Below are 25,637 nucleotides of genomic sequence, written 5' to 3'. Positions count from 1 at the left end.
GCCCGTTCTGCGACCAGGAGAGGTCGATGACTTCAGCCACCGCGAGGCCCCCCACTGCCCCGGGCCGCCGCCCCGCCGACCGCCTGACTCGTGCCAAGGGACGCGGAGTGATCACCTTCGCGTTCCCGTCACTGGCCTGGTATCTCATCTTCACCGTCGGTCCGCTCATCGCCATGTTCGTGATCGCGTTCACGGACCGAAAAAGCCTGGCAACCGAGGGCCGATTCACTGGCCTGGACAATTTCGACAAGCTCATTCATGACGAGCGCATCCACACCGCGCTGCGCAACACGGTCGTCCATCTCGGGATGTCCCTTCCGGTCATTCTGGTAGCCGGCTTCATGCTCGGTTACTTCCTGAACCTCCAACTGCCCGGCCACCGTGTCCTGCGGGTCATCATGTTCATTCCCGCGCTGATTTCGTTGTCAGCGCTGGGCATGATGTTCCTCGCCGTTCTCGGGCCGACGGGTCTGATCAATTCCACGCTGGACACGATCGACCGGCACGCGTGGACCACTGCCTGGCTGGCCGACCCGGACACGGCCATGGCGTCGCTCATCGGTGTCACCATCTGGTCCGGAACGGGCTTCACCGCCATCCTCTTCGCGGCCCGCCTCGCCGCCATCGACGAGGATGTCTTCGCCGCCGCCTCCCTCGACGGAGCGAACCACTGGCAGAAGATGTGGCGGATCGCATTCCCCATCGCCCGCGACTACTTCGGCGTATTGGCCATGCTGCAGTACCTGTGGACCCTGTTCGGCTCCGCCGGCCTCATTCTGCTGCTGACCCGCGGCGGACCGGGCGAGGCAACGACGACCTTGTCGTGGCTGGTGTACTACTTCGGCTTCCAATCTGCCCGGATCGGCTATAGCCAGGCCATCGGTTTGGTGCTGTTCGTGCTCGGCATCGCCGGGCTGGTCATGATCCGGCGAGTATTCAGCGCGAGGGACTGATGTCGATGATCACCGAACAGGCCGGCCGGGAAAGTGTGTCCCCCGCACGACGGCACGTGCGCCCGTCGGCTGCCAAGGTCCGCAGGCAGCGGCGCTTCACCGCGGGAATTACCGTCTCTTACGTGGCTGTCGTGGTCTACGCGCTGACCCTGGTCCTACCGTTGTACTGGCTTGTCATCTCCGCGTTCAAAACGCCGCTCCAGACGGTCAGTGAACCCTTCATACCCACCTTCTCCGCGGGGTTTGCGCACCTGACCCGGGTATGGTCGCTGCTGGACCTGGGCACGGCGATGCTCAACTCCCTGTACATCACGACGGCGTCACTCGGCCTGTCCATCCTGATCGCCGTGCCGGCCGCCTACGCGATCGCCCGCTCCCGCAGCCGAGTTGCCACGATTGTCGAGCGTACCTACGCCCTGGGATTTCTCATCCCTGCGTTCGCCTCCCTAGTGCCGACCCTGCTGCTGGCGATCAAACTGAATATGTTCTACACCCGCGAATTCATGATCATTTACATGTCCGCGACGGCCCAGCCCCTCGCGGTCATTCTGCTGGCGCAGTTCATGCGCACCGTGCCGGTGGAATTGGAGGAGAGCGCCATCATCGACGGGGCGAGCAGGCTACGCATCGTGCGCAGCATCTACCTGCCGCTGGTACTGCCGGGCATAGCGACCGTGGCGATCCTCAACTTCATCAGCTTCTGGAACGAGTTCCTCTACACCATGATCATCGTGGGTGTGAACCCCAGGGTGCGGACCCTACAGGTGGCGTTGCCCACGCTGGTGGGAAACAAGGGGGTGACCGACTACTCCCTGGTGTGCGCCGGGACGCTCATCTCCGTGTTGCCGGTCTTCCTTGTCTACCTGGTTCTCAATCGCCGGATGGAGAACGCGCTCGTCCAGGGAGCGCTCAAGGGCTGAGCCGATCTCATACCGGCCCATGGGCCACGGGGCATGGGGCATAGGGCATGAGAATCGGTGCAACGATACTGATTGCAGATCGTGATGAGTCGGGTCTAGTATCGGGGCGTGTTTCCTCCTGAGCAGGTGCGGACGTTTCTGGCGGTGGCGCAGTCGTTGAGCTTCACTCAGGCCGCGGCGGCGCTGGGGCTCGGCCAGCCTGCGGTCAGCCAGCACATCCGCAAACTTGAAGAGGCGGTGGGCCGGCCGTTGTTGGTCCGGGACACCCGCAGCGTGGCGTTGACCGTCGACGGGGAGGCGATGGTCGGCTTCGCCCGCTCGATCCTCGCCGCACATGCTCAGGCGTCGGACTATTTCACCGGCGCCGGTGTGCGGGGCCGACTGCGACTGGGAGTGACCGACGATCTCGCGTTGACCCAGGTGCCGCGGATCCTGCGGGACTTCCGGCATCTCAACCCCGGTATCACTTTGGACCTCACCGTCTCCCAAGGGGTACATCTGCAACGCCGAGTGGAATCCGGCCATGTCGACGTCGCCTTCATCAAGACCACCGCCGGGGACGGGCGGGGCCGACTGGTGCGGCGGGACCGGCTCGTCTGGGCTGCCGCCGAGGGCACCAGCCACCAGTGGGACGAGGAACGACCGGTGCCGCTCATCGTGTACCAGGCACCCAGCCCCAGCAGGGCGTTGGCCGTGCAGGCGCTGGAGCAGGCGGGCATCAGGCACCGTGTGGTCTGCACGGCCCGAGGCGTCAATGCCGTGCTCGCCGCGACCCGCGCCGGCCTTGGCCTCGCGATCTTCACCCGCAGCCTGCTGCCCAGTGACCTGGTCGAACTTCCAGGCGCCGCCGGACTGCCCGAACTGGGCGAAATCGACCTGGTCCTGCTGACGAACCCGCACGCGCCCGCGGAACCCGTGGAGGCATTGACCACCGCCATCCTCGCGCACACCAACCGCATCCGCTCCATCCACGGCGCCCGTCACTGGGCGGCTGCGCCGGCGGGCTCGGGGAGTCCCGGAAAGCGTGCGTAGGCCGGGGCTTGGTGCGGGCGGGGCCGGTCCGGGGCGCGCAGCCGCAGCGCATGCAGGGTGACGGGCGAGTAGCCGTACACGTACATGATCATCGTGGCGAAGGTGACGAGGCCCGCCAGAGCCCCACGCTCTCAGTCAGTATCGGTCAACCGTCCACGGAATCGGTCACAGTGTGAGAGCGTAGGAAGCTGCTTGCCGAGGCCGCGCGCACCCTGGTGGAGCCGCCACCCAGCAGGAGGCCCCAGCAGACCCTGCGCAAGGCATGCCTGCGGGACGGCAGTTCTGTTCCTCGGCGACAGCCGTCCGCTCCACCCACCTGCCAGGGGCACATATCGACGACAGGAATTCGAAGGAGTCTCATGCCGAACCAGAGCACGGTGCCCTCCCGGCCCGACAAGCACGATCCGGCCACACTCGCCTTCCAGACTCAGGCCGTGCACTGTGGGAACCAGCCCGATGTCGGCACGGGCGCGATCCGAACGCCGATCATCATGTCGAACTCCTATGCCCTCCCGGATGACCCGTACACGCTCGACAAGGACAACCCCGACCTGCTCGTCTACACCCGCGAGACCGGCGCCAATCAGCTCGGGCTCCAGGCCAGGCTCGCCACCCTTGAGGGAGGCGAGGACGCGGTCGTGCTGAGCACCGGCGTCGCGGCTCTGCACGCCGTGTTCTTCACTCACCTGCGCACCGGGGATCACGTCATCGTCTCCGATGTCACATACAGCGCCGTATGGCATCTGTTCGCCGAGCTGCTGCCGGTCAAGTCGGGGATCGAGGCGACGTTCGTCGACATCACCGATCTCGCCGCCGTGCGTGCCGCGATGCGTCCCACCACGCGGATGATCCACACCGAGGTCATCGCCAACCCGACCGTCAAAACGGCTGACATCCAGGCCCTGGCCGACATCGCCCATCAGGCAGGCGCGCTGCTGACCGTCGATTCCACCTTTACGCCTCCACCGCTGTTCCGTCCGCTGGAGCACGGCGCCGACCTGGTGGTGCACTCCCTGACCAAGTACATCAACGGGCACGGCGACGCGATGGGCGGAGCCGTCATCGGGCCGCGGGAGCTCATTCTTCCGATCAAGTCCGAGGCCATGATCAACGTGGGTGCCGCCATTTCCCCGTTCAACGCATGGCTGATCTCCCGCGGTTCGATCACGCTGCCGCTTCGCCTGCGTCAGCACCTCACCAGCGCCCAGCGCATAGCGGAGTTCCTGGACAGCCAGCCCCGCGTGTTGCATGTCGCCTACCCGGGACTTCCCTCTCATCCGCAACACGAGTTGGCCGAGCGGCAGTTCGGCGGCCAGGGTTTTGGAGGGATGATCGCCTTCGCTCTCGACGCCGATCACGACACCCGCAATGCCTTCGTGAACAACCTGCGGCTGATCACCTCGGCAGTGTCCCTGGGCCACGACGAGACCCTCATCGTCTACGAGGACGCCGCCGTCGGACGTGCCGCCCTGTTCCCCGAGGTGTTCCGCGCCCACGGCCTGCTGCGTCTGTCCGTGGGACTCGAAGACCCCGATGACCTCATCGCGGACCTGGCCGCCGCCCTGGAGAAAGCGGTGCCCGCACACTGACCACCCGCCGGGAAGGACGACCGTGTCGATCGTGCCGCCCGTCGGATCCGAACCGCTACTGGTCAGAGGTCTCCCGCTCGCGTAGCCCCTCCTCGCCGCCTTCCTTGCCGTCCGTGCCCTGGTCCTCTTCCCCGCCCTTGTCCTCGCCCCCGTCCTTGTCCTCGCCCCCGTCCTCGCGGAGTCCGGCGCGTCGACGGCGGCGGCGCCGGAAAGCCAGCCCGATGGCCACGACCAGCCCGCACAGGGCGGCGAGGAGAAGGAGCAGTGCCCAGGGGACGGTCCAGGTGTGTGTCGTGGTCTCGGCGGCGGTGAGCGGGGCGACCGAGCCCGAGGCGTCGGTGAGCAGCGGGGTGAGGGTGACCGTCGCCGTCAATCTCAGCGCGGGGGACACACTGTGCACCGGAACGGAAACCTTCCAGGTGTCGCCCGGGAGCAGTTCTGGTGAGTCATCGATCTTTCCCGGGGCGGCGCGCAGCCGCCCGAAGGGGCCAGAGAGGGACACCGCTTGACGGGCGGTAAGAATGGCGTTGCCGGTGTTGTGGATCGTGTAGGTGACGGCGGCCCCGCCCTTCCCGAGCGGGTTGGATGTGCCCGAGTAGCGCACACGTGGGTCGTCCACCGACAGGCTCGGCCTGAGCTCTCCGCCCACGCGAAGCCGAATCCGGATGCCGCGGCGATGCTCCGTTTCGCCAGGCTGCGAGAGGGAGGTGACGATGCCGCCCATGTAGTCGCCGGGCGTGGCGCCGTCCGGAACGCCGACCGTGAACGGCACCTCGGCCGACCGGCCGGGCCGGACCGTCACCTCGGACCGGTCCGGGTGGACCCACGCACCCACCCGTGTCGACGTCGCGTCCTTGCCGACCAGGTCGAGTCTGCCCGCCTCGGTGGTGAACCCGTCGGCCGGGTACACAGCCAGACGGAGCGGTGTGCTGCCGTGATTGACGATCACAAGACCGTCCGTGAGCCGCGCGCCCGGGTTGAGGGTGTAGCGGTAGTTCTGCCTGCCGGACCCGAAGCCATTGGTGGCCGTACCGACCGTCCAGGCGACAGTGCCGTCCGCCGCCGCGGCGGACCCGGCCGTCGATCCGGGAACGCCGGGAACCCCCAGAACGCTGAGCGCGGCGAGCAGGACCACGACTGCGGCTCGGGCGAGGGCACCAACCCCGGTGGCTGCTGCGGCCGTTCGAAGTCTGGGTGAATTGTGCATCTGATGATCCTCTGCGGTTCGGGAACGGCAGGAGAGACGGGAGGAACACATGCGGTGGGGTGGGCACCCGAGGGCGCCCACCCCACCGGGTGGAGCGGACTGCACCACCCTCAGTCGGCTACTGCAGCCAGTCCGACTCGGCCGGGGTGTCCGCCGCGGCCACGTCGGCCGGCTTGCCGGAGTCCTTGCCGCGGTAGGGGTGGATGACCACCTTGTCGACGATGGAGCCGACCGGCGCAGCGGAGTCGGCACCGTCGTTCGGGCCGCACCACTTCACATTGCCCACCTCGACGGCGGCGTTGGGAGCGGCGCAGGTGCCGCTGCGCAGGTTCTCGACGATGAGCTTGTTGTTGCGCACCCGGACCTTCACATAGGTACGGACGTGCTCCTGGTTCTCGACCGAGTTCGCCCAGTGGTTCTTGGGGTTCAGCGGGTCGGGGCCGTAGTTCGGGTCCTGGGTGGTGTCCGGAGCGGTGAGGTCGTAGTACTTCGAACCCGAGGCCGAGTTCGCCGTCACGTAGATGACGCCGCCCGGCCCCTGGACCACCTGGTTGGCACCGGGCTGCTCAGCCGGGTTCGCCTTCTTACCGTTCTTGATCACGTAGCTACGGGAGTAGCTGTGGTCGTGACCCTGCAGCACCAGGTCGACACCGAGCTTGGAGAACGCGGTCGGGAAGTCCTGACGGCGCTGCTTGTTGTCGGAGTCGTTGGCGTGGTCGGCCGGGGAGTAGATCGAGTGGTGGTAGACGAGCACCGTGTACTTGGCGTCGGCGCCGTGCTGCTTGACGACATCGCTGATGTAGCTGATGTGCGCCTCGTCGGCACCCTTGGCGTAGGCGTTGCTGTTGATGTCGATGAACAGGACGCCCTTGTACTTGTACCAGTAGTCACCGCCCGACTCGGTCGCCTTGTCGCCCTTGTAGTACGCGGCGGAACGGTCGGTGTTCGGTGTCCAGAAGTGCTGGTCGTACGCCTTGCCGCCGACGTCGTGGTTGCCGATGGTGGCGGCCCACGGGTACTGGCGCAGCTTGTCGGGACCGAGGAAGGCGTTCCACTGCGACTCGGTGTTGGCGGTCTGGACCTGGTCACCGCCCGAGACCAGCAGCTCGGCGTTCGGGTTGGCGGCGAGGGACACGTCCAGGGTGTCCTTCCACCCGGCGGCGTCCTTCGCCTCATTGCCGGACGAGCCGATCTGCGGGTCGCCGTAGAACAGGAAGTCGAACTCGCCCTTGAACGACCGAGTCTTGAAGGAGTAGGTCGGGGACCAGCTGCCCTGGGCGCCGACGCGGTAGGAGTACGTGGTGTTCTTGCGCAGGCTGTCGATGGTGGCGTGCGCGTTGTAGCCACCGTTGACGCTGTTCGCGGCGACGGCGGCGGGGAAGGTGACGGCGTTCGCGGGGAACTGGCCGTCGCGGAGCTGGGAAGTCGGTGCGACCTGAACCACCTGCGGGGTGTTGGCCGAGGTGTACCAGGACACGACGCGCTGCGATTCGCCGGCGCCCACACCGAGCACGATGCCGGTGGCCGTCGCGGAACCGTCGGCGTGCGCCGCGGTCGTCAGGCCACTGCCGAACATCATCGCGGCGCCCATGGCCACCGCGGTGGCGCTCGTGGCCACGCGGCGTCGGGCGAGCCCGTTTCTCTGTGTCCCCTTGGGGAGCTTCATCGGCTTCCGTTCTTTCGAGTACGGCGGGGGGTGGGAGCTGAGTAAAAATTTCCTAAGACCGTGTCTTCAAGGTGAACGAAGGGCTAGGGAACACTTGCGCTTGCCGGAAAGTGCGCCGGTATCCCAGATGTCGAGGGCTCAAGGGGTGCAGAGAAGGGGTGCAGAGGGAGCGCGGCGCGGACCACACCAGACCCCCCTCACCGACACGTCGGCACGCCGGTGCCGCGATCACCTCCGTTGTCCACGGCCCCGCGACAGGGTGGCGGCGCCGCAGCAGGGCGAGCACCGGAAGGGCTCAGATGAACGAACGGCGGTCCGTGCAGAAACCGGTGACGAACCGAACCCGACCAGGACGCCTGCCACTGCAAAAGGCGTGCGCAATGGGGTAGGAAGTAGGCACGCCCCCCGCTACCCCCTGCCCTTTTGGGGGTGCCACCACCCGCCGCTTCCTCGCAATTCCGAAGGACGATCCCCATGCCCTCTCGGCTTCTGCCCGTCGGACTGCCGGCCACGGCGGTCGCGACCGCCGCACTGGTCGGTCTGGTCAGCGGATGCAGCTCCGGCGACGACTGGTCCCGGCCGCACGCGAAGCCCACTGCCGTCGGCACCCTCGGCCCGGGGTTCTCCGACCCGAGCGCGCCGCCGACCCCGATGGGGACGATCACACCGCGCCCCGGCTCCTGGGACGGACTCCATCCCTCCAAGGACTACCGTGTGGTGCTTCTCACCGCGGGAAAGGACAAGCAGACCAAGACGCTGGTGAACGCCGTGACGAACTGGGCCGACCAGGAACACGTCAGCCTCAAGACCATCACGGCCACGAAGTCGGCCGACTTCATACCGCGCATCAGCGAGGCGATCGACCTGTCACCCGACCTCGTCATCAGCGTCGGCAACGATCTCATCGACCCCCTGGCTGTGGTCACGGCCAGCCACCTCGACCAGCAGTTCCTTGTGATCGGGGCCGAGTTGGCGGAGCCGACGGACAATGTCACCGCCGCCGACTGGACCGGCGCGTCGTTCCGTGGCGAGGGACTCGGCATGTCCTCGTCGTACGACCCGGACACCTTCACACCCGAACGCGCCGGACGCGCCGTCCGGGCCGGTGTCGCGGCGGTGCTGAGCGGCCTGACCGGCATAGTCGTGTGGCTCGACTAGATGGTGAACCGAAGGCAGATGGTGAACCGAAGGCAGATGGTGAACCGAAGGCAGATGGTGAACCGAAGGCAGATGGTGAACCGAAGGCAGATGGTGAACCGAAGGGTGAGCACGGAGGCTACGGAGTTCACGTGTGTGCCGGAGCGACCGTGCTCGGGAGCGTCTGCCCCGGCGGGGTCGGTGGCGGAGGAGGGCCCGACAACCGCGTTTCCGGCGAACTGAGTCAGGAGCGCCGCCGGCCCTGGGACGCTGTGACCGCCACGGCTTTCACCTACACCTGCTGTCACCCGGCCGCGGGCCTTGCCCGCCAAGCATGCGGGCCCGATCCAAGTTGTCCGAAAACCTTGACCAGTCCCTGAGTGATGGCTAGATTGCGTTGCTGTTACGTATTAGTGAAAGGCAGTCGATGAGCACGCGAAAGCAGCGGCCCAGTCAGCGAGACATCGCCCGCGTAGCCGGGGTGTCGCAGACGGCGGTGTCCATGGTGCTCAACGGCAAGGCTGATCAGTACAACCTCGCCCAGGCGACCCAGGACAGGGTGCTGGCCGCCATCGCCGAGCTCAACTACGTCCCGGACGTGGCGGGCCGGTCACTGCGCGGGGGACGCAACAACCTGATCGGTGTGCACACCTACGAGTCCGTTTTCCCGGTGGCCCTCGACGACTACTACCACGAATTCCTCATCGGCATCGAGCAGGCCGCCGCGAAGGCGTGCCAGGACCTCATCCTGTTCGCCTCGACGGAACGTCCCGACGGCAGTCGGCGTATCTACGGTCCCGGTGGCAACCGGCTGCGCCTTGCGGACGGCGCGGTGATCCTGGGGCACGAGCAGAACAACGCGGAGTTGAAAGCTCTGGCAGAGGAGCAGTATCCGTTCGTCTACGTCGGGCGGCGTGAGGTGCCTGGCGCGATGTTCCCCTATGTCACGGCGGAATACGGTGCCGGGACGCGTGCAGCGATGGGTGTGCTCGCCGGTGCCGGCCATGAGGGGTTCGCGTATCTCGGAGCGGTGAACCGGTTCTCCCCGCTCACCGAGCGACACGAGGCATTTCGCTGGTTCTTGCAGGACATGCAGTCGGTGAAGGTCATCGAGGAGTTCCTGGAACCGACCGAGGTCAAGGCCGAGTTGATCACCCGGCTCGTCGACGCGGGTATCACTGCCGTCGTCTGCGAGACGCCCCCTCTCGCCCAGGCTCTGTCGGAAGCGGCGGCGCAGTCACGCATCGAGGTACCGGGGGACCTGTCTGTGATCGTACTCGACCATGCTGCTGGTCCGATCTCGACGTGGAGTCATCTGGACGCGCCTCGGCGGGAGATGGGGGTCCGGGCGGTCGAGATTCTCTTGGGTCTGCTCGAAGGGGAGGTCGCACCCGACTATCGAGAGGCATTGGCGTGCGGGCCGGTGGCTCGTACCACGGTGGCTCCGCCACGGACGGCAGCACCGGGCGGGTCGGCCGCCGGACTGCCGGACGCGTAACGAAACGTGTAATCCAAGATCGCACGTCCGAACCAGAACTCAGATCGCAAGTCCGAACCAGAACTCAACAGAATCAGTTGCTGTTACGTATTAGGAAGGGTGATCGCCCATGGGAGCTCTCACTTCGCGACGGCTGGCGCCGCTTGCCGCACTCGGTGCCGGCCTGCTCCTGGCGAGCGGCTGCGGCTTGAGTCCGGAGAAGAGCGGAGCCGATGACGGAGGGGACGCCTCGTCCATCAGCGTCTGGTTCCCGGGCGCGAACCAGGTCGAGATGGACCTCGTCAACGACAAGATCGTGCCGGCCTTCGAGAAGAAGACCGGAACCGATGTGAAGGTGACCTTTGTCGACTGGGTCGACCTGTCGCCCAAGCTCAACGCCGCATTCGCCGCGGGCACGGCGCCGGATGTCTTCGGGCATGGCCCCGCGGCCGTCGCGGACTTCGTCAAGCACGACCGAGTGGAGGACCTGGACCCCTACGTCAACCGTCTCGACCCGTCCCTGCGCAAGGACATCTCCACGTCACTGGCCGGCGGACAGGTGGCCGGCAAGCAGTACCTCATGCCGCTGTCGGTCCAGGGGTCCCTTGTGGTCTACGACGCCGACGCGTTCACCAAGGCGGGTCTCGATCCCGACAAGCCGCCGCAGACATGGGAGGAGCTGCGCACCGCCGCCGACAAGCTCACAGTCCACGACGGCGACACCGTGAAGCGTGCCGGGCTGCTCGTTCCGTCCAACCCCATCGCCGCGCAGCAGACCTTCTCGGGACTTCTGACGGCGGCAGGCGGTGACATACTCACCCGCGACGGGAGCAAGGTGGCCTTCGACTCTCCGCAAGGCCGCAAGGCCCTGGACTACTTCGTGAACCTGTACCGAGGTGACCGTCCCGTCTCCAATCTGCTCGGTGAGGACTATGTGAACAAGCCGCCGACGCAGCAGCCCATTGTGAAGGGCGACGCGGCGATGGCCCTCATGATGTCGCCGGCCATGGAACAGGCCGTCAAGGCGGCCCCGAACAAGGATCTACGGGTGATGCCGCCGCTGCGGTTCGCGGACTCCGACAAGCCCGCGTGGCTCGGGGGCTCCGGCCCCGGACTCATGATCAACAAGGATTCGAAGGCCAAGAAGCGAGCATGGGAGTTCATCAACTACATGCTTGAACCCGACGTGTCGGCCCAGTACACACAGGGCATCGGCGCCATACCGCTGCACGCGTCCGCCGCCGACTCCGCCTATGTGAAGACCGACCCGGTGATCAAGGCGTTCATCAAGGCCGCGCCCGCTTTTGAACCCAGCCCCAACGTGCCCAATTGGGTCGGGATGCGTGACGTGATCGACGCTGCGATCACGGAAGCACTGTTCGGCAAGTCGGATTCGCGGACGGCCCTGGCGCACGCCGCCGACAAGGCCTCCACACTGCTGACCGACGACTGAGGCCGAGGTCATGAGCAACCCCGTACGTGCGCTCGACGCGGCTTCGGCAGCAAAGATCGAGGCCGACGGTGCTCCCGCGCGCAGGCGGCGCCGTCGCGGCGGCCTGGCCGGGCTGTGGTTCGTGCTGCCGGCCGCCGTGATGGTCGTGGTGTTCACACTGATTCCCGTGCTCTACGGCCTGGGCCTGTCCTTCACCGAGTACTCCCCGCTGGCACGGGCAGCCCCTCGGATCGTGGGTCTGGACAACTACGCGGCACTGTTCCGCGATCCGGAGTTCGGCGAGGCTCTCGGCGTCACCGCGCGCTACACGCTCATGGTGCTGCCCGTGCTCCTCGTGTGTGCGCTGGCCCTCGCGGTCCTGGCGAACAAGCCCTTCCGAGGTATCGGCGCGCTGCGCTCGGCGTTGTATCTGCCGCATGTCGTCTCCCTCACCGCCGTGTCGATGATCTGGCTGTGGATCTACTCCCGCGACGGTCTGGTCAACGACCTGCTCGGCGTCGTCGGTGTCGACGCGCAACGTTGGCTCTATGAGCCGGACAGCGCCCTTCCCGCGGTGTCGGCGATGCGTGTGTGGAAGGCGCTCGGCTCCAACATGGTGCTGCTGCTCGCCGGACTCCAGAGCATTCCAGGGCATCTGTACGAGGCCGCCCGCATCGACGGAGCGGGCGCCTGGCAGCAGTTTCGCCATGTCACGCTGCCGGGACTGCGCCCCATGCTGGTCTATGTCGTGACGATGGACATCATCTATCTCTCCCAGTCGTTCGCGGAGCTGTTCGTACTCACTCAAGGGGGGCCGCTCGGCAAGACCACCACGGCGAACTATCTGATCTACAACGAAGCCTTCCAGCACAACCAGTTGGGCAGTGCCTCGGCCATGGCCTTCGTGTTGTTCGCCCTCATCGCCGGCTTCTCGTTCATCTCCATCCGCGCCATGACCGGGAGGAAGTCATGACCACGACCGCCCCACCCCGGTCCGCTGCCACCGTGGGAAAGCCCCGCATTCCCGGCGCCCGTAGGCGACGTGCTCTGTCCCGGCGCAGCCCGGGCTCGATCGCCGTCCTGGTGATCGCGACACTCCTTGTGCTCGTACCGTTTCTGTGGATGGTGTCGCTGGCGTTCACACCGGAAGAAGCGGCCTTCAGTTCGGCCCAGTTGGTGCCGAGCGATCCCACGCTCGACAACTTCTCCCGCGCCTGGTCGGGCGGCGCGCTGGGCCAGGCATTCGTGAACTCGCTCATCGTCACCACCATCGCCGTCGCCACGAACTGCCTGTTCGCCATCGGCGCTGGATACGGGTTCGCGCTCCTGCCCTTCCGCGGCAGCAACGCCCTCTTCTACACGCTGGTCTCGACCGTGGCGGTGCCCATCTCCGCCACCCTCATCCCCTTGTTCCTCATGGCCAAGTCGTTCCCGCTCGCCGGCGGCAACGACATCACCGGCGCCGGGGGCACCGGCCTGCTCGACACACTCGGCGGCGTGGTGCTGCCCTACCTGATCATGCCGATGAACATCTTCTTGGCGAAGCAGTTCTTCAGCGCATTTGATGGCGACATGGCGGAAGCCGCACGGATCGATGGCGCGGGAGAGCTGCGCATCTTCCTGCTGATCTATCTGCCTTTGGCACGTCCGCTGGTCGCGGTGGTGGCGATCTTCAGTTTCACCGGCGTGTGGGACGACTTCCTGTGGCCCTTGGTGGTCACCAGTTCACAGGAGACACAGACCGTCCAGCTTGCGCTCACCCGGTTCGTCGGCAGCGGCAACGTCCGGTACGGAGCCCTGATGGCGGCGTCGGTGCTGGTGACACTGCCGGTCCTCGCCGTCTTCCTGTTCAACCAACGGCACTTCATCTCCGGCCTCACCGAAGGCAGCGCCAAGGGCTGACGGGCCCGCGCTCCTCCTCTTCCTCCTCTTCCTTCCTCTTCCCCGTGCGACGGCTGAATGCTGCCGTGCGCCCTCGAACAGCTCAGAAAGCGAGAAATCTCCATGTCCCCAGCCGAACTGCACGCCGACCTCATTGTCATGGGCGGTGGTCTCGGTGGCGTCGCCGCGGCCCTCGCGGCCGCCGAACTCGGCTGTCGGGTCGTCCTTACCGAGGAATACGGCATGCTCGGCGGTCAGCTCACCACACAGGCCGTCCCGCCGGACGAAAACCCCTGGATCGAGGGCGAGTTGGCATCCCCTCGATATCGTCGCCTGCGCGAAGGAGTACGCGCGTACTACCGAAGGCTGTACCCGTTGACGGCGGCGGCTGCTCAGAACCCAGAACTCAATCCCGGCCTCGGCTTCGTATCGCGGCTCTGCGCCGAGCCACGCGTCTTCGCCGCCGTGATCGAGGAGATGCTCGCCCCGCACATCGCGAGCGGACGACTCACGGTGCTGCGCGGCCATGTGCCGGAGCGAGCCGACGTGGACGGCGACGTGGTGCGGGCGGTGACCGTGCGCCGTACCGCTGACGGAGAGCGGCGCACCCTGACCGGGCCGATGTTCGTGGATGCCACCGAGCTGGGCGACTTGTTGCCGCTGGCCGGGGTGGAACATGTCTTCGGCGCCGAGAGTGCCACGGAGACCGGCGAGCTGCACGCCCCAGAGGTTGCCGATCCGATGGACCAGCAGGCCGTGTCGTGGTGCTTCGCGATCGAGTATCGCCCCGGCGAGGACCACACCGTGGAACGTCCGGCCACCTACGACCACTGGCGCACCCACAGTGACCCGTTCTGGCCCGGACCACAGCTGTCATGGGATGACATCGAGCCGATCACGCTCCAGCACCGGACCCGGCCGATCTTCGCCGGTCCGACCGACGCCGCCCGGGTCGAGGACCTCTGGCACTTCCGGCGCATCCTGGCCCGCAGCCAGTTCCAGCGGGGATTCCTCGAGCATGATGTCTCGCTGGTGAACTGGCCGCAGATCGACTACTGGGCGGCCCCGCTGCTCGGCGTCTCCCCTGAGCAGCAGGCCGCGGCTCTGGCCGGCGCCCGCGCACTGTCCCTGTCCTTTCTGTACTGGATGCAGACCGAGGCACCTCGGCACGATGGCGGCGTCGGTTATCCGGGGCTCAAGCCCCGCGGTGACCTGCTCGGCAGCGACGACCACCTGGCGATCGCGCCCTACATCAGGGAGTCGCGCCGTATCCGCGCGGCGTTCACCGTCACCGAGGCGCACATCGGGCGCCAGATGCGGGGCGCCGACGCGGCGGCCGAGCAGTTCGACGACAGTGTCGGAATCGGCTACTACCGCATCGATCTGCACCCCAGCACGGCAGGTCGCAGCTACGTCGACATCGACTGCCTCCCCTTCCAGATTCCCCTCGGCGCCCTCGTTCCGCAACGAGTGACGAACCTGCTGCCCGCCAACAAGAACATCGGCACCACCCACATCACCAATGGCGCCTACCGACTGCACCCCGTCGAATGGTCGATCGGGGAGGCCGTCGCGGGACTCGCCGTGGAGTGTGCGCGCACGGGACTCACCCCCCAGGCCACGGCGTCCCGCCCGAGCGCGGTCGCAGACCTGCAACACCTGCTCAACAGCAGGCTCGGCATCCCTCTTCAGTGGCCGCTGTCCATCCGTGAGTTGGGCACCGTGCATGACCACGTGCCCACCGAAGACGTCGACATCGCCCCCGTTACCCAAGCTCATTGAACCGGCAGGACTGACAAGCGATGACCGAGCAACTGATGCGCTTCCCCGAGGGTTTCATCTGGGGCAGTGCCACCGCGGCCTTCCAGGTCGAGGGAGCCGCGCACATCGATGGCCGAACCGACTCCATATGGGACGCGTTCTGCCGCCTTCCGGGAGCGGTCCTGGGCGGCGACGACGGCGAGGTCGCCTGCGACCAGTACCACCGCTATCGCGACGACGTGGCGTTGATGGCCGAACTGGGCCTTCGCGCCTACCGGTTCTCCACGTCCTGGGCGCGTGTGCGCCCTGACGGGGCAACGGGCGCCGGAGGCGTCAACCGGGCCGGCCTCGACTACTATGCGCGGCTGGTGGACGCGCTCCTGGAACGCGATATAGAGCCCTGGCTGACGCTCTATCACTGGGACTTGCCGCAGGCCCTCGAAGAGGCCGGAGGCTGGACCAGCCGGGATACGGCGCTGCGCTTCGTCGAGTACGCGATGACCGTCCATGACGCCCTGGGAGACCGGGTCAACGTCTGGACCACACTCAACGAGCCCTGGTGCGCGGCCTTTCTCGGGTACACGGCCGGCGTGCAGGCACCGGGTCGGCAGAGCCGCGTCGATGGGCTGAGGGCGGCGCATCACCTACTGCTGGCGCATGGACTGGCCACAGAGGCGATCCGGGAGGCAGCGCCCCGGGCGACGTTGGGGCTGGCCCTCAACGTGGGACCACACACACCGGCCGATCCCGACGACCCGGCTGACGTCGACGCCACCCGCCGTGCGGATGCCCAGCAGCATCGGCTGTTCCTGGATCCGCTCTTCCGCGGTGTCTATCCATCGGACCTCCTCGCTGATCTTGAGCAGGAGGGTCTGGGCGGGGTGCTCGACGACGTGGTGCACGACGGGGACCTCGACACGATCCAGGCACCGATCGACATCCTTGGCATCAACTACTACGTGGATGCGGTCGTCAGCGCCCGCCCCGACCCATGGCCGCCCACGCCCGTACCGACCGGCGACCGTCCGACATCGCCGCCGTGGCTGACACCGCGGCACATCCACCCACACTCCCGCGGCCTGCTCCGCACCGGGATCGGATGGGAGGTACAGCCCGAGGGACTCACCCGCATCCTTCGGCGATTGCACGAGGAGTACACCGGCCCGGCCGGCACCCGGCTGGCGGTCACCGAGAACGGCTCGGCATGGCCCGACTGTGTGGACCCCGACGGAGCGATCGACGACGCCGACCGCTGTGCCTACCTCGTACGGCACCTCGGCGCGGTCCACGAGGCGTTGCGTCTGGGAGCTGACGTCATCGGCTACTTCGCCTGGTCGTTCCTGGACAACTTCGAGTGGTCCTTCGGCTACAGCCAGCGATTCGGGATCGTGCACGTCGACTACCCCACCCAGCGTCGCACCGTCAAGGCCAGCGGTCGCCTCTATTCCCAGCTGGCGCGCACCGGCAACTTGAGCGAACTGCTCCCGCGGCCTTCGTCGCGGGAGAGCGTCGAGTAGGTGAGCACTACTCGGCCGCCCGATGCTCCACGACGACTCGGCGCCGAGACCTGGACGCGTGGTGGTCACGCCACCGGGCCCTGTGGGCTCTGTTCGCCGGTCAGGGGGTGGCTGTGGAGGACGTGACTGTCGTGGACGATGCCGGGCGGCTGTGCAGGTGCCGGGTCGTCGCCCAGAGCAGGAGGGCGGCGCAGCTGAACGCGGCTCCCAGGGCGGATACTCCGGTCCACCCGGCCGCCGCGTACGCCGTGGAGGAGCCGATGGCGCCCAGGGCGCTGCCGGCCGAGTAGAAGACCATATAGCCGCCGATGATTCTGCTTCCGGCATCCGGGCGCACCGCGTAGATGAGGGACTGGTTGGTGACGTGCACGGCCTGGACGGCGAAGTCCAGGAGGACCGCTCCGACCGCCAGCGCCCAGAGCGACTGCCGGGTGAATGCCAGCGGCAGCCATGACAGTGCGAGCAGGACCAGCGCGGTACCCGTGGTGCGCTGCGCGAGACCGCGGTCGTTCCATCGGCCGGCAGCGCCCGCGGCCGCGGCTCCGGCCGCTCCGGCGAGCCCGAACGCGCCGATCGCGGTGTGCGTCAGCGACCAGGGCGGGCTGCTGAGCGGCTGGACGACGCTGCTCCACAGCGTGCTGAAGGCCGCGAAGACCAGCAGGGCGAGCCCGCCGCGAACCCGCAGCAGAGGGTGGCGGGCGAACAGGGCGACGGTCGATCTCAGCAGACGCCGGTAGGGCATGGTGGCCGTCGGCGGCCGGTCGGTCGGCAGGGTGCGGCGCAGGAGCGCGGCGAGCGCCGCGGTCAGCACGGCCGAGAGGAGGTAGACGGCGCGCCATCCAGCCAGGTCGGCTACTACGCCCGCCACCGTGCGGGCCAGCAGAATACCGGTGATCACCCCGCTGGTGACCGCGCCGACGACCCGCCCGCGAAAGGCCGGAGCGGCGAGGTGGGCCGCCGCGGCGACCATGGTCTGGGCGACGACGGCGAGTGCTCCGACCGCGGCGAGGGCGGCGAGCAGCGCGGCGGTCCCGGGCGCCAGGCCGACGGCCAGCAGCGCGACAGCGAGCAGGCCGAGCTGGAGCGTGATCAGCGTCCGCCTGTCGACCAGGTCACCGAGCGGGACGAGCAGGAACAGGCCCGCCGCATATCCGAGTTGGGTGACGGTGACGACCGCGCCGAGCAGTCCGGAGCTCAGTGAGAACTGCTCGCCGAGCGTGACCAGCAGGGGCTGGGCGAAGTAGACGTTAGCCACGGCGCTGCCGCAGGCGAGGGCGAAGAGCAGGATCAGGCGCGCGGACGGCGGCCCGGGCGGTGCGAGGTTGGTGTTCACGGCCGTCCGGCCGTTGTCCGCTGGGCGGTCGCTCGGCATGGGGCACCCTCCCCGATAGTGGTTGCAACTTGCTACCCGCCGGACCCTAGGTCAGGCGGTAGCATGTTGCAACCAGGTGTGGTGTGGAGGAGGAGAGTGGGATGGTTGCCCGTACGCGGTTCGATGCGGATCCGTGTCCCGTTGCCCGGTCGATCGACGCCATCGGCGACTGGTGGTCCCTGCTGATCGTGCGCGACGCCTTCGACGGCAGCCGCCGCTTCGGCCAGTTCCAGCGAAGCCTGGGCATCGCCAAGAACATCCTCACCAGTCGGCTGCGCACGCTGGAGGAAGCCGGGGTGATGAGAACGGTGCCCGCCTCCGACCGCAGCCCCTACCAGGAATACGTACTCACGGAGAAGGGGCGCGCGTTGTTCCCCGTCATCGTGGCGCTGCGCCAGTGGGGCGAGAGCCACTGCTTCGAGCCCGGGGAGGCGCACTCACTGCTCCTCGACCGCCGCAGCGGGCACCCCCTGAGCCCGCTGGAGGTCCGCTCCGGCGACGGCCGCCCGGTCGGCCCGGATGAAACGATCGTCGAAAAGCTCGGCATCGGTGACGGCACCGGCTGACTGGGCCTGCGGCCACGGCGCGGCCCACTCCCGGGCGGGCCCTGACGGTGGCAGCCGCACGCCCCCGAGTGCGCGGGCGATCCCAGTCGCAGCCGCCTAGGTCCCAGGTCGGTTTGCCCGACAAACCTCTCCTTCGTTCGTTCCGGCCGGTCTCGGCGCACCTTCGCAGATACTGGCCGTACGGGCCGCGGGGCCATGTGCCGACCTCGCCCCTACCCAGCGCACGAAGGACCACTGAAGGAATGATCGAACGTCACCGCATGGCGAAGAATGTGAGGGCTGCGGGCATACCGCTGGCCTGGCTGATCCGGCAGCGGGAGCTACGCCTGAAGGTGCTGGCCGGCTGGAACGGCCTGGACCGTGAAGTGGTATGGGCGCACAGCATCGAACTCGCCGACCCCGTACCGTGGTTGCGCGGAGGCGAGCTGGTACTCACCACCGGTATGCGACTGCCGGACACCGCCGCGGGGCGTGCGGACTATGTCCGGCAGCTGGCGGGGGCCGGCGTCACGGCGGTGGGCTTCGGGGTCGGCCTGTCGCATCAGAACGTCCCCGACGAACTCGTGGAGGCGGCCGAAGAAGCGGGCATGCCCCTGCTGGAGGTGCCGCTTCCCACCCCCTTCCTGGCCATCACCAAAACCCTCATGGAACGGCTGGCGGAACAGCAGTACGAAGACGTGGTCCAGGCATCCCGCATCCAGCCCCGGATGACCCGGGCCGCGTTGCAGGGCGGAGTGCAGGCGGTCGTTCGGGAACTGGCCGTCTCCACCGAGACGGACGTGCTCTACCTCGACGGAGAGGGCAGAACACGCGCCGCGCATCCTCCCGGTACCCGGACACCGAACCTCCTCGTGCACACGGAAGCGCCGCTTCCAGAGCAGGCCGCGGCGTCCATGATGTCGACGCAGGACGGAGTGGCAGCCGTCCACCAGGTGCGGGTGGGCCCCCGCGTGCACGGCCGCCTGGTGTTGGCCGGCGGAAGGGCCCTCACCCCCATGGATCACCTTCTGCTCGGCCATGCGGCATCCCTGCTAGCCCTGGAAGCCGAGAAACCGCTTCGACTACGCGACGAACAGCACCGGGTGAACGGCATGTTTCTGTGCATGCTCCTGAACGAAGCCGTGACGGCACCTGCCGCCCAGGACCAGCTCAACGAGGCGGGATTCCCGGTCCGCGACGGCATCCGGGTCCTGGCCCTGCGGGGAGGCGAGGTCCGCAACATGCTCGAAAGGGCCGGTGAGGTACTGGCCGAGCAGGGTCTGCCGCTCTTCGGCACCGTGCACGAAGGCTGTGCGGTGCTCCTGCTGCCGGGCAGTCACGCTCGGACGGCGCGGACGGTCGCCGATGCCGCGTCGGCCCACGCGTCCTCGCGGGCATGGGCCGGCATGAGCGGCATACACACCCTTGAGAACGGTTCAGCGGCCCTCCGCCAGGCGCTGAACGCCGTGTCCGTCGCGCAGTCACGGGGCTCCCACGACGTCGTCTCCACGGAGTCACTCGCGGGACAGGTGCTCTTCACCACCCCCGAGACCAGATCGGTACTGGAATCACTGGCGGCCGCCCGGCTCGGCCCACTCGCCGCGTACGACACGAGCCAGGGAACCGAACTGATCGCCTCCTTGCGGGCTTTCCTCGAACACCATGGCCACTGGGAGGCGGCCTCCGCCGCATTGGGTGTGCATCGTCACACCCTGCGCAGTCGCGTGGAGCGGATCCGGGACCTCCTCGACGTCGACCTCGACTCGGCCCATGTCCGGGCCGAACTCCTTCTGTCCCTGTCGGCTTGGCAGGAGCCCGGCCGCGACGGCTGACCGCGGAGGCCGGGAAACGCCGGACAACTGCCGTAGCCTCCGGCTGTCAGCAACCTTCCGCTGTCAGTAGCCTCCGGCGGTCGGCACGAACGGCCTGTCCGCGTGGGAGCGCTTGGCGATCGATCCTGCCCGCGTGGCCAGTGCGGCCAGTGCGGCCAATGCGGGAACGCGGGAACGCGGTGAACGAGGGCCGGGGATCTCACTGACGAGCCACCGTACCCACCCCGGGGCCCGGTCCGGGGCGGTCGGCCGGAGGGAGGCACAGGACATCGAGAGATCCTCCGGGGGCCGTAGGGGACGGCCGCCGGGCCGAGTCCGTCGTGGTTCCGCCCGCGTAATGGACGGATCGGCGTGCCCCTGCCCCGGTGGACGGGACGTTTCGTCTGGTGCGCGGCCGTGCGTCCGCTCCCCACAATGGCCCTCTGATCAGGTCAAGAGGGCCAAGGTGCGCCGACGAGGAGAGCGGCGGCCAGGTGGAAAGGAAGGTCGATGCGACACGGTGCGAGTGGTGCCACGACGGCAGGTGGATCCGACCGGGCGGCCCGGACCTTGCGCCATCTGATTGCCGGACAGTGGCGGCTCGGCGACGGCGGAGAGCTGATCGACACAAACCCGGCGCGACCGGGTGAGGCCGTGGCAGTGGGCCGGCTCGCCCAGAACCACGACCTCGACCAGGCTGTTGCCGCCGCGCGTGACGCCTTCCCGAAGTGGGCGGCGACACCACATCCGGTGCGCGGCCGGATCCTCAACCGCGCGGCCGATCTCATGGAGTCCCGCGCCGAAGAGTGGGGCGAGGAGCTGGCGTGGGAAGAGGGCAAGACCCGCGCGGAGGGCATCGGTGAGGTGCGGCGTGCGGCGGACATCTTCCGCTACTACGCGGGCGAAGCACTGCGCCCGGTCGGTGAGGTGTTCGCCTCGCCGCGGCCGGGGGAGCAGATCCAGGTGCTCCGGCGACCGGTCGGTGTGCTGGCCGTGGTGACCCCGTTCAACTTCCCGATCGCGATCCCCGCTTGGAAGATCGCGCCTGCCCTCGGCTACGGCAACGCCGTCGTGTGGAAACCCGCCGGCTCCGTCCTGCTGCTGGCCGTCCGCCTGGCCGAGGCCCTGGTGGAAGCGGGACTGCCGGAGGGCGTCCTGTCCCTGCTCATCGGTGATGGCGCACTCGGGGGCCGACTGGTGGCGCACCCCGGTGTGGACGCCGTGACCTTCACCGGATCGACCTCCGTCGGCCGGAACCTGATCGCGCAGTGCGGTCGGCTGGCGAGGCCGATACAGACGGAGATGGGCGGCAAGAACGCGGCCGTCGTGCTGACCAGCGCCGACCTCGACCTGGCGGTGCAGGAGGTGGCGGCGGGTGCCTTCCGCTCCACGGGCCAGAAGTGCACGGCCACGTCCCGTCTCATCGTCGAGGACGCCGTCGCCGACGACTTCCTCGACCGGCTCACCAAGCGGGTGGCCGACCTGCGGGTGGGCGACCCCCTGGACGAGAGGACCGAGATGGGCCCGGTGATCTCGCTCCAGACCCGGGACGAGATCCAGCAGACCCTGGAAGCGGGAGCGGCCCGCCCCGGTGTCGACATCCTCACCGGCGGGCGTCCCTACGACGACGATCGTGCGACAGGCGCGTTCCTGCGGCCCACGGTGGTCGAACTGGCCGGCGACGACCCGTTGTGGCGCGAGGAGCTGTTCGGGCCGGTCCTCGCCGTCCGCCGCGCACGCGACGCGCAGCATGCCGTCGACCTCGTCAACGAGAGCGACTACGGGCTGTCAGCCGCCGTCTTCACCGACGACCTGCGATCCGTGAGCCAAGCCGTCGAACAGATCGACGTCGGCATCCTGCACATCAACTCCGAGACCGCCGGCGCCGAACCGCACGTTCCGTTCGGCGGCGCCAAGCACAGCGGTTACGGACCGAAGGAACAGGGCCGCGCCGCCCTTGAGTTCTTCACTCGCACCAAGACGGTCTACCTGCGCGCCTCCGGGGGAGAGGACCGGTGAGCGGGACCGGAGCACTGCCGTTGTCCGGCGTACTGGTCGCCGACTTCGGCCGCGTCCTCGCCGCCCCCTACGCCACGATGCTCCTGGCCGACCTGGGCGCCGATGTGATCAAGGTCGAGAACCCGTCCACCGGTGACGACACGCGTGCCTGGGGTCCGCCGTACGCCCACGGCGAAGCGACCTATTACCTGTCGGTCAACCGCAACAAGCGCTCCGTGGCCCTCGATCTGCGCGACGAGCAGGACCGACGCCGCGCGACGGAACTGGTACGCCGGGCCGACGTCCTGTTCGAGAACTTCCGTCCCGGCACCATGTCCAAGTACGGACTCGGCTACGAGGCGGCCCGGGAGGCAAACCCGGGGCTGGTCTACTGCTCGGTGACCGGCTTCGGTACCGGCGAGGGCGCGCAGCTGCCCGGATACGACTTGCTCGTCCAGGCGGTCGGTGGCCTGATGAGCGTCACCGGCCCGGCGCCCGGTCAGCCGGTGAAGACCGGCGTCGCGCTGGTCGATGTCCTCACCGGGCTGCACGCGGCCGTCGGCGTGCTCGCCGCCCTGCGCCATCGCGAGGCGACGGGCGTGGGGCAACATGTGCAGGTCAGTCTCCTGTCCTGTCTGCTCTCCAGCATGGTCAACCAGTCCGGGGGGTACGTCCTGGCCGGAGCCGTTCCCGGCATCCTCGGCAACCGGCACCCGTCGATCGCCCCTTACGAGGTGTTCCAGACCAAGGACAGGCCGCTTGTCATCGCCGTGGGCAACGACCGGCAGTTCGCCGCCCTGTGCCGGGGCCTGGACCTGCCGGGCCTCGCCGACGCCCCCCACTTCGCCACCAACAGCCGGCGAGTCGCCCATGTGGAGGAACTGGCCGCACAGGTGGGCGGCAGACTGGCCCACCGGACCGCGGACGAATGGTTCGATCTCCTCACCCCGCTGGGCGTGCCCTGCGGTCCGGTCAACGATCTCGCGGAGGCGTTCTCATTGGCCGAGAGACTGGGCCTCGAACCCCGTACCACCGTCGGACCACCGGACGGTCCGGCCATGGACCTGGTGGCCAACCCCATCGGCCTCTCCCACACCCCACCCCGCTACGAGCGTCGTCCCCCGGGCCTCGGAGAACACACGGACGACATCAAGGCATGGCTGGACTCATGACCCTGGGCCTCCCGGCCCTGGGCTTCCGGACCCTGGGCCTCCCGGCCCTGGGCTTTCCCCCTCCCGAACCGATCACCACCGCCCGTAGGAGCACGCAGTGAGCAGTACCAAACCCCTGAAGGACCCTCTCGATCTGCTCGACCTGTCCAGCGTTCTGACCGACGAGGAACGGGAGATCCAGGCCACGGTCGCCAAGTTCCTCACCGACCGGGTACGCCCGCACATCGGCGAGTGGTTCGAGAACGCCCACTTCGCCCGCGAACTCGCTCCCGAGCTGGGCAAGCTGGGTGTGCTGGGCATGCACCTGGAGGGCTATGGCTGCGCGGGCACCAACGCCGTCAGCTACGGGCTCGCCTGCCTGGAACTCGAAGCGGCCGACTCCGGATTCCGCAGCTTCGTCTCCGTGCAGGGCTCGCTGTCGATGTACTCGATCTGGAAGTGGGGCTCACAGGAGCAGAAGCGGGAGTGGCTGCCCCGGCTCGCCGCCGGCGAGGCGATCGGCTGCTTCGGTCTCACCGAACCCGACTTCGGCAGCAACCCGGCGGACATGCGCACCAGAGCCGTCCGAGACGGCGGCGACTGGATCCTTAACGGCTCCAAGATGTGGATCACCAACGGCGGCATCGCCGACGTGGCCACCGTCTGGGCGCAGACCGAGGACGGTGTCCGGGGGTTCCTCGTCCCCAAGGCGACGCCGGGCTTCACCACCCAGGACATCAAGCAGAAGATGTCGCTGCGCGCCTCCATCACCTCCGAGCTGTACTTCGACAACGTACGCCTGCCGGATTCCGCCCGTCTGCCGCACGCCCAGGGCCTGCGCGGCCCGCTGTCCTGCCTGAACGAGGCCCGCTTCGGCATCCTGTTCGGCGCGGTCGGCGCGGCCCGCGACTCCCTCCAGGCCGCCCTCGAATACGCCGACGCGCGCATCCAGTTCGGCAAGCCCATCAGCGCCTTCCAGTTGACCCAGAAGAAGCTCACCGACATGAGTGTCTCGCTGGGCAGCGCGGCACTGCTCGCCCTGCACCTGGGGCGTCTGAAGGACCAGGGGCGGATCCGGCCGGAGCAGATCAGCGTGGGCAAGCTCAACAACGTTCGCGAGGCCCTCGCCATCGCCCGCGAGTGCCGCACCATCCTCGGAGCCAATGGCATCTCGCTGGAGTACGCGCCGTTGCGCCATGCCAACAACCTGGAATCCGTCCTCACCTACGAGGGCACCGGCGAGATCCACACGCTGGTCATCGGCGAGGCGCTCACCGGTCAGCCCGCTTACCGCTGACGCGGCCTCTCGAACACCGGTTCCGTATGCCCCGGAGGGGGAGGCGTACGGAACCGGCCGGGCCGACCTGACCGGAAGGGACTCGTCAGCCGACGAGGGTGTCCACTTCTGTTCCCGTTTCGCGGTCACCGCCGCTCCGCCCGGAAGCGGGCGAGTTTGGTCAGGACCGGGCGCAGACCTCTCTTCTCATAGAAGCGGATCGCCTCGGTGTTCTGGGCGAGGGCCGCGATGAAGAGGTCACCGATACCCAACCGGTCCAGCTCGGCGTCTACCGCGTCCAGGAGCCGGGTGCCGACGCCGGAACCCCGGTGAGCGGGCAGGACCGCGAGCGACTCGACCTCCGCCAGCCGATCATCGGTGACCCAGGTGTCGTCCGGCCCCTCGGTGACGGCCACAAGGGCGTAGCCGATGTCCTCGCCGGCCTCGGTCTGGGCGATCAGTACGAAGGAGCCGGGCTCGGCGAGCCAGCGCACATAGCTGCTACGACGCACCCGCCAGGACTCCGAGTCGTCGAAATAGATCCCGCGCGGGTCGACGCTCTGGTGGTGCGCGTGCAACGCCAGCCACAACGGCTCAAGTCGGTCGACGAGTTCGGCCCCGCCGCCGACCAGGCGGACGGGGCAGGGAGTGTCAGCGCTCATGCCGGTGATCATGCACGAGGCGGAGCGCCCGGGGCAATGCTGCCGTTGCCGGACCATCCCCGCTCGTGCAGACCCTTCGTTCGGTTGACGCGTTACCCGCCGGTGCGCGTCTGAGGCCGTACCCGCCGGTGCTCGTCGGCTCCGGCGCTTCGTGATCAAGCACGGCCTCGCACGCGTCGTCGACGTCCGGTCCGCCGTTCGCCGACTCCTTCCGGGTCGGCGGACCGGTTCGGTCCGGTGGTCCCGGCCT

At 68.0% G+C, this 25,637-nt stretch carries 20 protein-coding genes; 16 read left to right on the top strand and 4 right to left on the bottom strand.

What is annotated here, in order from left to right:
* Positions 1 to 107: 107 nt before the first annotated feature.
* The 4 genes from ACWEKM_RS05815 (at position 108) to ACWEKM_RS05800 (ending at position 4,494) form a co-directional block, all read left to right on the top strand.
* Positions 108 to 953, top strand: coding sequence for a carbohydrate ABC transporter permease (locus ACWEKM_RS05815; RefSeq protein WP_451619906.1), 846 nt, complete (start codon positions 108 to 110; stop codon positions 951 to 953).
* A gap of 5 nt (positions 954 to 958) precedes the next feature.
* Positions 959 to 1,873, top strand: a complete 915-nt coding sequence (locus ACWEKM_RS05810; RefSeq protein ID WP_451619905.1) for a carbohydrate ABC transporter permease — start codon at positions 959 to 961, stop codon at positions 1,871 to 1,873.
* A gap of 108 nt (positions 1,874 to 1,981) precedes the next feature.
* The gene (locus tag ACWEKM_RS05805) at positions 1,982 to 2,905 is read left to right on the top strand and encodes a LysR substrate-binding domain-containing protein (protein ID WP_451619904.1); all 924 of its coding nucleotides are present in this window, start codon (positions 1,982 to 1,984) and stop codon (positions 2,903 to 2,905) included.
* Positions 2,906 to 3,264: 359 nt separating this feature from the next.
* A complete protein-coding gene (locus ACWEKM_RS05800) occupies positions 3,265 to 4,494 on the top strand; it encodes a trans-sulfuration enzyme family protein (RefSeq protein ID WP_451619903.1) in 1,230 nt (409 codons plus the stop codon).
* 55 nt (positions 4,495 to 4,549) lie between these two features.
* On the opposite strand, the gene ACWEKM_RS05795 is transcribed toward ACWEKM_RS05800, so the two are convergent.
* Positions 4,550 to 5,701: a WxL protein peptidoglycan domain-containing protein gene (locus tag ACWEKM_RS05795; protein ID WP_451619902.1), complete on the bottom strand. Its 1,152-nt coding sequence runs from the start codon at positions 5,699 to 5,701 to the stop codon at positions 4,550 to 4,552.
* A gap of 118 nt (positions 5,702 to 5,819) precedes the next feature.
* Positions 5,820 to 7,367: a fibronectin type III domain-containing protein gene (locus ACWEKM_RS05790; protein WP_451619901.1), complete on the bottom strand. Its 1,548-nt coding sequence runs from the start codon at positions 7,365 to 7,367 to the stop codon at positions 5,820 to 5,822.
* Positions 7,368 to 7,841: 474 nt separating this feature from the next.
* Here ACWEKM_RS05790 and ACWEKM_RS05785 point away from each other — a divergent pair, with 474 nt between their 5' ends.
* The 7 genes from ACWEKM_RS05785 to ACWEKM_RS05755 all read left to right on the top strand — a co-directional run bounded on the left by ACWEKM_RS05785 (position 7,842) and on the right by ACWEKM_RS05755 (position 16,572).
* Entirely contained in the window at positions 7,842 to 8,525 is a 684-nt protein-coding gene (locus ACWEKM_RS05785) for a hypothetical protein (RefSeq protein ID WP_451619900.1), read from the top strand.
* 406 nt (positions 8,526 to 8,931) lie between these two features.
* A complete protein-coding gene (locus ACWEKM_RS05780) occupies positions 8,932 to 10,002 on the top strand; it encodes a LacI family DNA-binding transcriptional regulator (protein ID WP_451619899.1) in 1,071 nt (356 codons plus the stop codon).
* Between the two features lie 109 nt (positions 10,003 to 10,111).
* Positions 10,112 to 11,434 (top strand): ABC transporter substrate-binding protein, encoded by a 1,323-nt coding sequence (locus ACWEKM_RS05775; protein ID WP_451619898.1) that lies wholly within the window; start codon positions 10,112 to 10,114, stop codon positions 11,432 to 11,434.
* Positions 11,435 to 11,444: 10 nt separating this feature from the next.
* Entirely contained in the window at positions 11,445 to 12,386 is a 942-nt protein-coding gene (locus ACWEKM_RS05770; protein ID WP_451619897.1) for a carbohydrate ABC transporter permease, read from the top strand.
* Positions 12,383 to 13,315: a carbohydrate ABC transporter permease gene (locus ACWEKM_RS05765; RefSeq protein ID WP_451619896.1), complete on the top strand. Its 933-nt coding sequence runs from the start codon at positions 12,383 to 12,385 to the stop codon at positions 13,313 to 13,315. Before ACWEKM_RS05770 ends, ACWEKM_RS05765 begins: the two co-directional genes overlap by 4 nt.
* 102 nt (positions 13,316 to 13,417) lie before the next feature.
* Positions 13,418 to 15,076, top strand: coding sequence for an FAD-dependent oxidoreductase (locus ACWEKM_RS05760; protein ID WP_451619895.1), 1,659 nt, complete (start codon positions 13,418 to 13,420; stop codon positions 15,074 to 15,076).
* Between the two features lie 20 nt (positions 15,077 to 15,096).
* Positions 15,097 to 16,572, top strand: coding sequence for a GH1 family beta-glucosidase (locus ACWEKM_RS05755; RefSeq protein ID WP_451619894.1), 1,476 nt, complete (start codon positions 15,097 to 15,099; stop codon positions 16,570 to 16,572).
* Between the two features lie 100 nt (positions 16,573 to 16,672).
* On the opposite strand, the gene ACWEKM_RS05750 is transcribed toward ACWEKM_RS05755, so the two are convergent.
* Positions 16,673 to 17,944, bottom strand: a complete 1,272-nt coding sequence (locus ACWEKM_RS05750) for an MFS transporter (protein WP_451619893.1) — start codon at positions 17,942 to 17,944, stop codon at positions 16,673 to 16,675.
* A 101-nt stretch (positions 17,945 to 18,045) separates the two neighbouring features.
* Here ACWEKM_RS05750 and ACWEKM_RS05745 point away from each other — a divergent pair, with 101 nt between their 5' ends.
* The 5 genes from ACWEKM_RS05745 (at position 18,046) to ACWEKM_RS05725 (ending at position 24,746) form a co-directional block, all read left to right on the top strand.
* Positions 18,046 to 18,510: a winged helix-turn-helix transcriptional regulator gene (locus ACWEKM_RS05745; RefSeq protein ID WP_451619892.1), complete on the top strand. Its 465-nt coding sequence runs from the start codon at positions 18,046 to 18,048 to the stop codon at positions 18,508 to 18,510.
* A gap of 260 nt (positions 18,511 to 18,770) precedes the next feature.
* The gene (locus tag ACWEKM_RS05740) at positions 18,771 to 20,321 is read left to right on the top strand and encodes a PucR family transcriptional regulator (RefSeq protein ID WP_451619891.1); all 1,551 of its coding nucleotides are present in this window, start codon (positions 18,771 to 18,773) and stop codon (positions 20,319 to 20,321) included.
* A gap of 489 nt (positions 20,322 to 20,810) precedes the next feature.
* Positions 20,811 to 22,319, top strand: a complete 1,509-nt coding sequence (locus ACWEKM_RS05735) for an aldehyde dehydrogenase family protein (RefSeq protein WP_451619890.1) — start codon at positions 20,811 to 20,813, stop codon at positions 22,317 to 22,319.
* Positions 22,316 to 23,470: a CaiB/BaiF CoA transferase family protein gene (locus tag ACWEKM_RS05730; protein WP_451619889.1), complete on the top strand. Its 1,155-nt coding sequence runs from the start codon at positions 22,316 to 22,318 to the stop codon at positions 23,468 to 23,470. Before ACWEKM_RS05735 ends, ACWEKM_RS05730 begins: the two co-directional genes overlap by 4 nt.
* Before the next feature lie 97 nt (positions 23,471 to 23,567).
* Positions 23,568 to 24,746 carry an acyl-CoA dehydrogenase family protein gene (locus ACWEKM_RS05725; protein WP_451619888.1) on the top strand — a complete coding sequence of 393 codons (1,179 nt, stop codon included), beginning with the start codon at positions 23,568 to 23,570 and terminating at the stop codon, positions 24,744 to 24,746.
* Positions 24,747 to 24,871: 125 nt separating this feature from the next.
* On the opposite strand, the gene ACWEKM_RS05720 is transcribed toward ACWEKM_RS05725, so the two are convergent.
* Entirely contained in the window at positions 24,872 to 25,387 is a 516-nt protein-coding gene (locus ACWEKM_RS05720; protein WP_451619887.1) for a GNAT family N-acetyltransferase, read from the bottom strand.
* Positions 25,388 to 25,637: the final 250 nt, after the last annotated feature.

It is taken from the genome of Streptomyces sp. NPDC004752 (assembly GCF_053601275.1).
The sequence above is the reverse complement of the archived record's forward strand: the minus strand, read 5'-3'. Positions and strand labels throughout refer to the sequence as shown.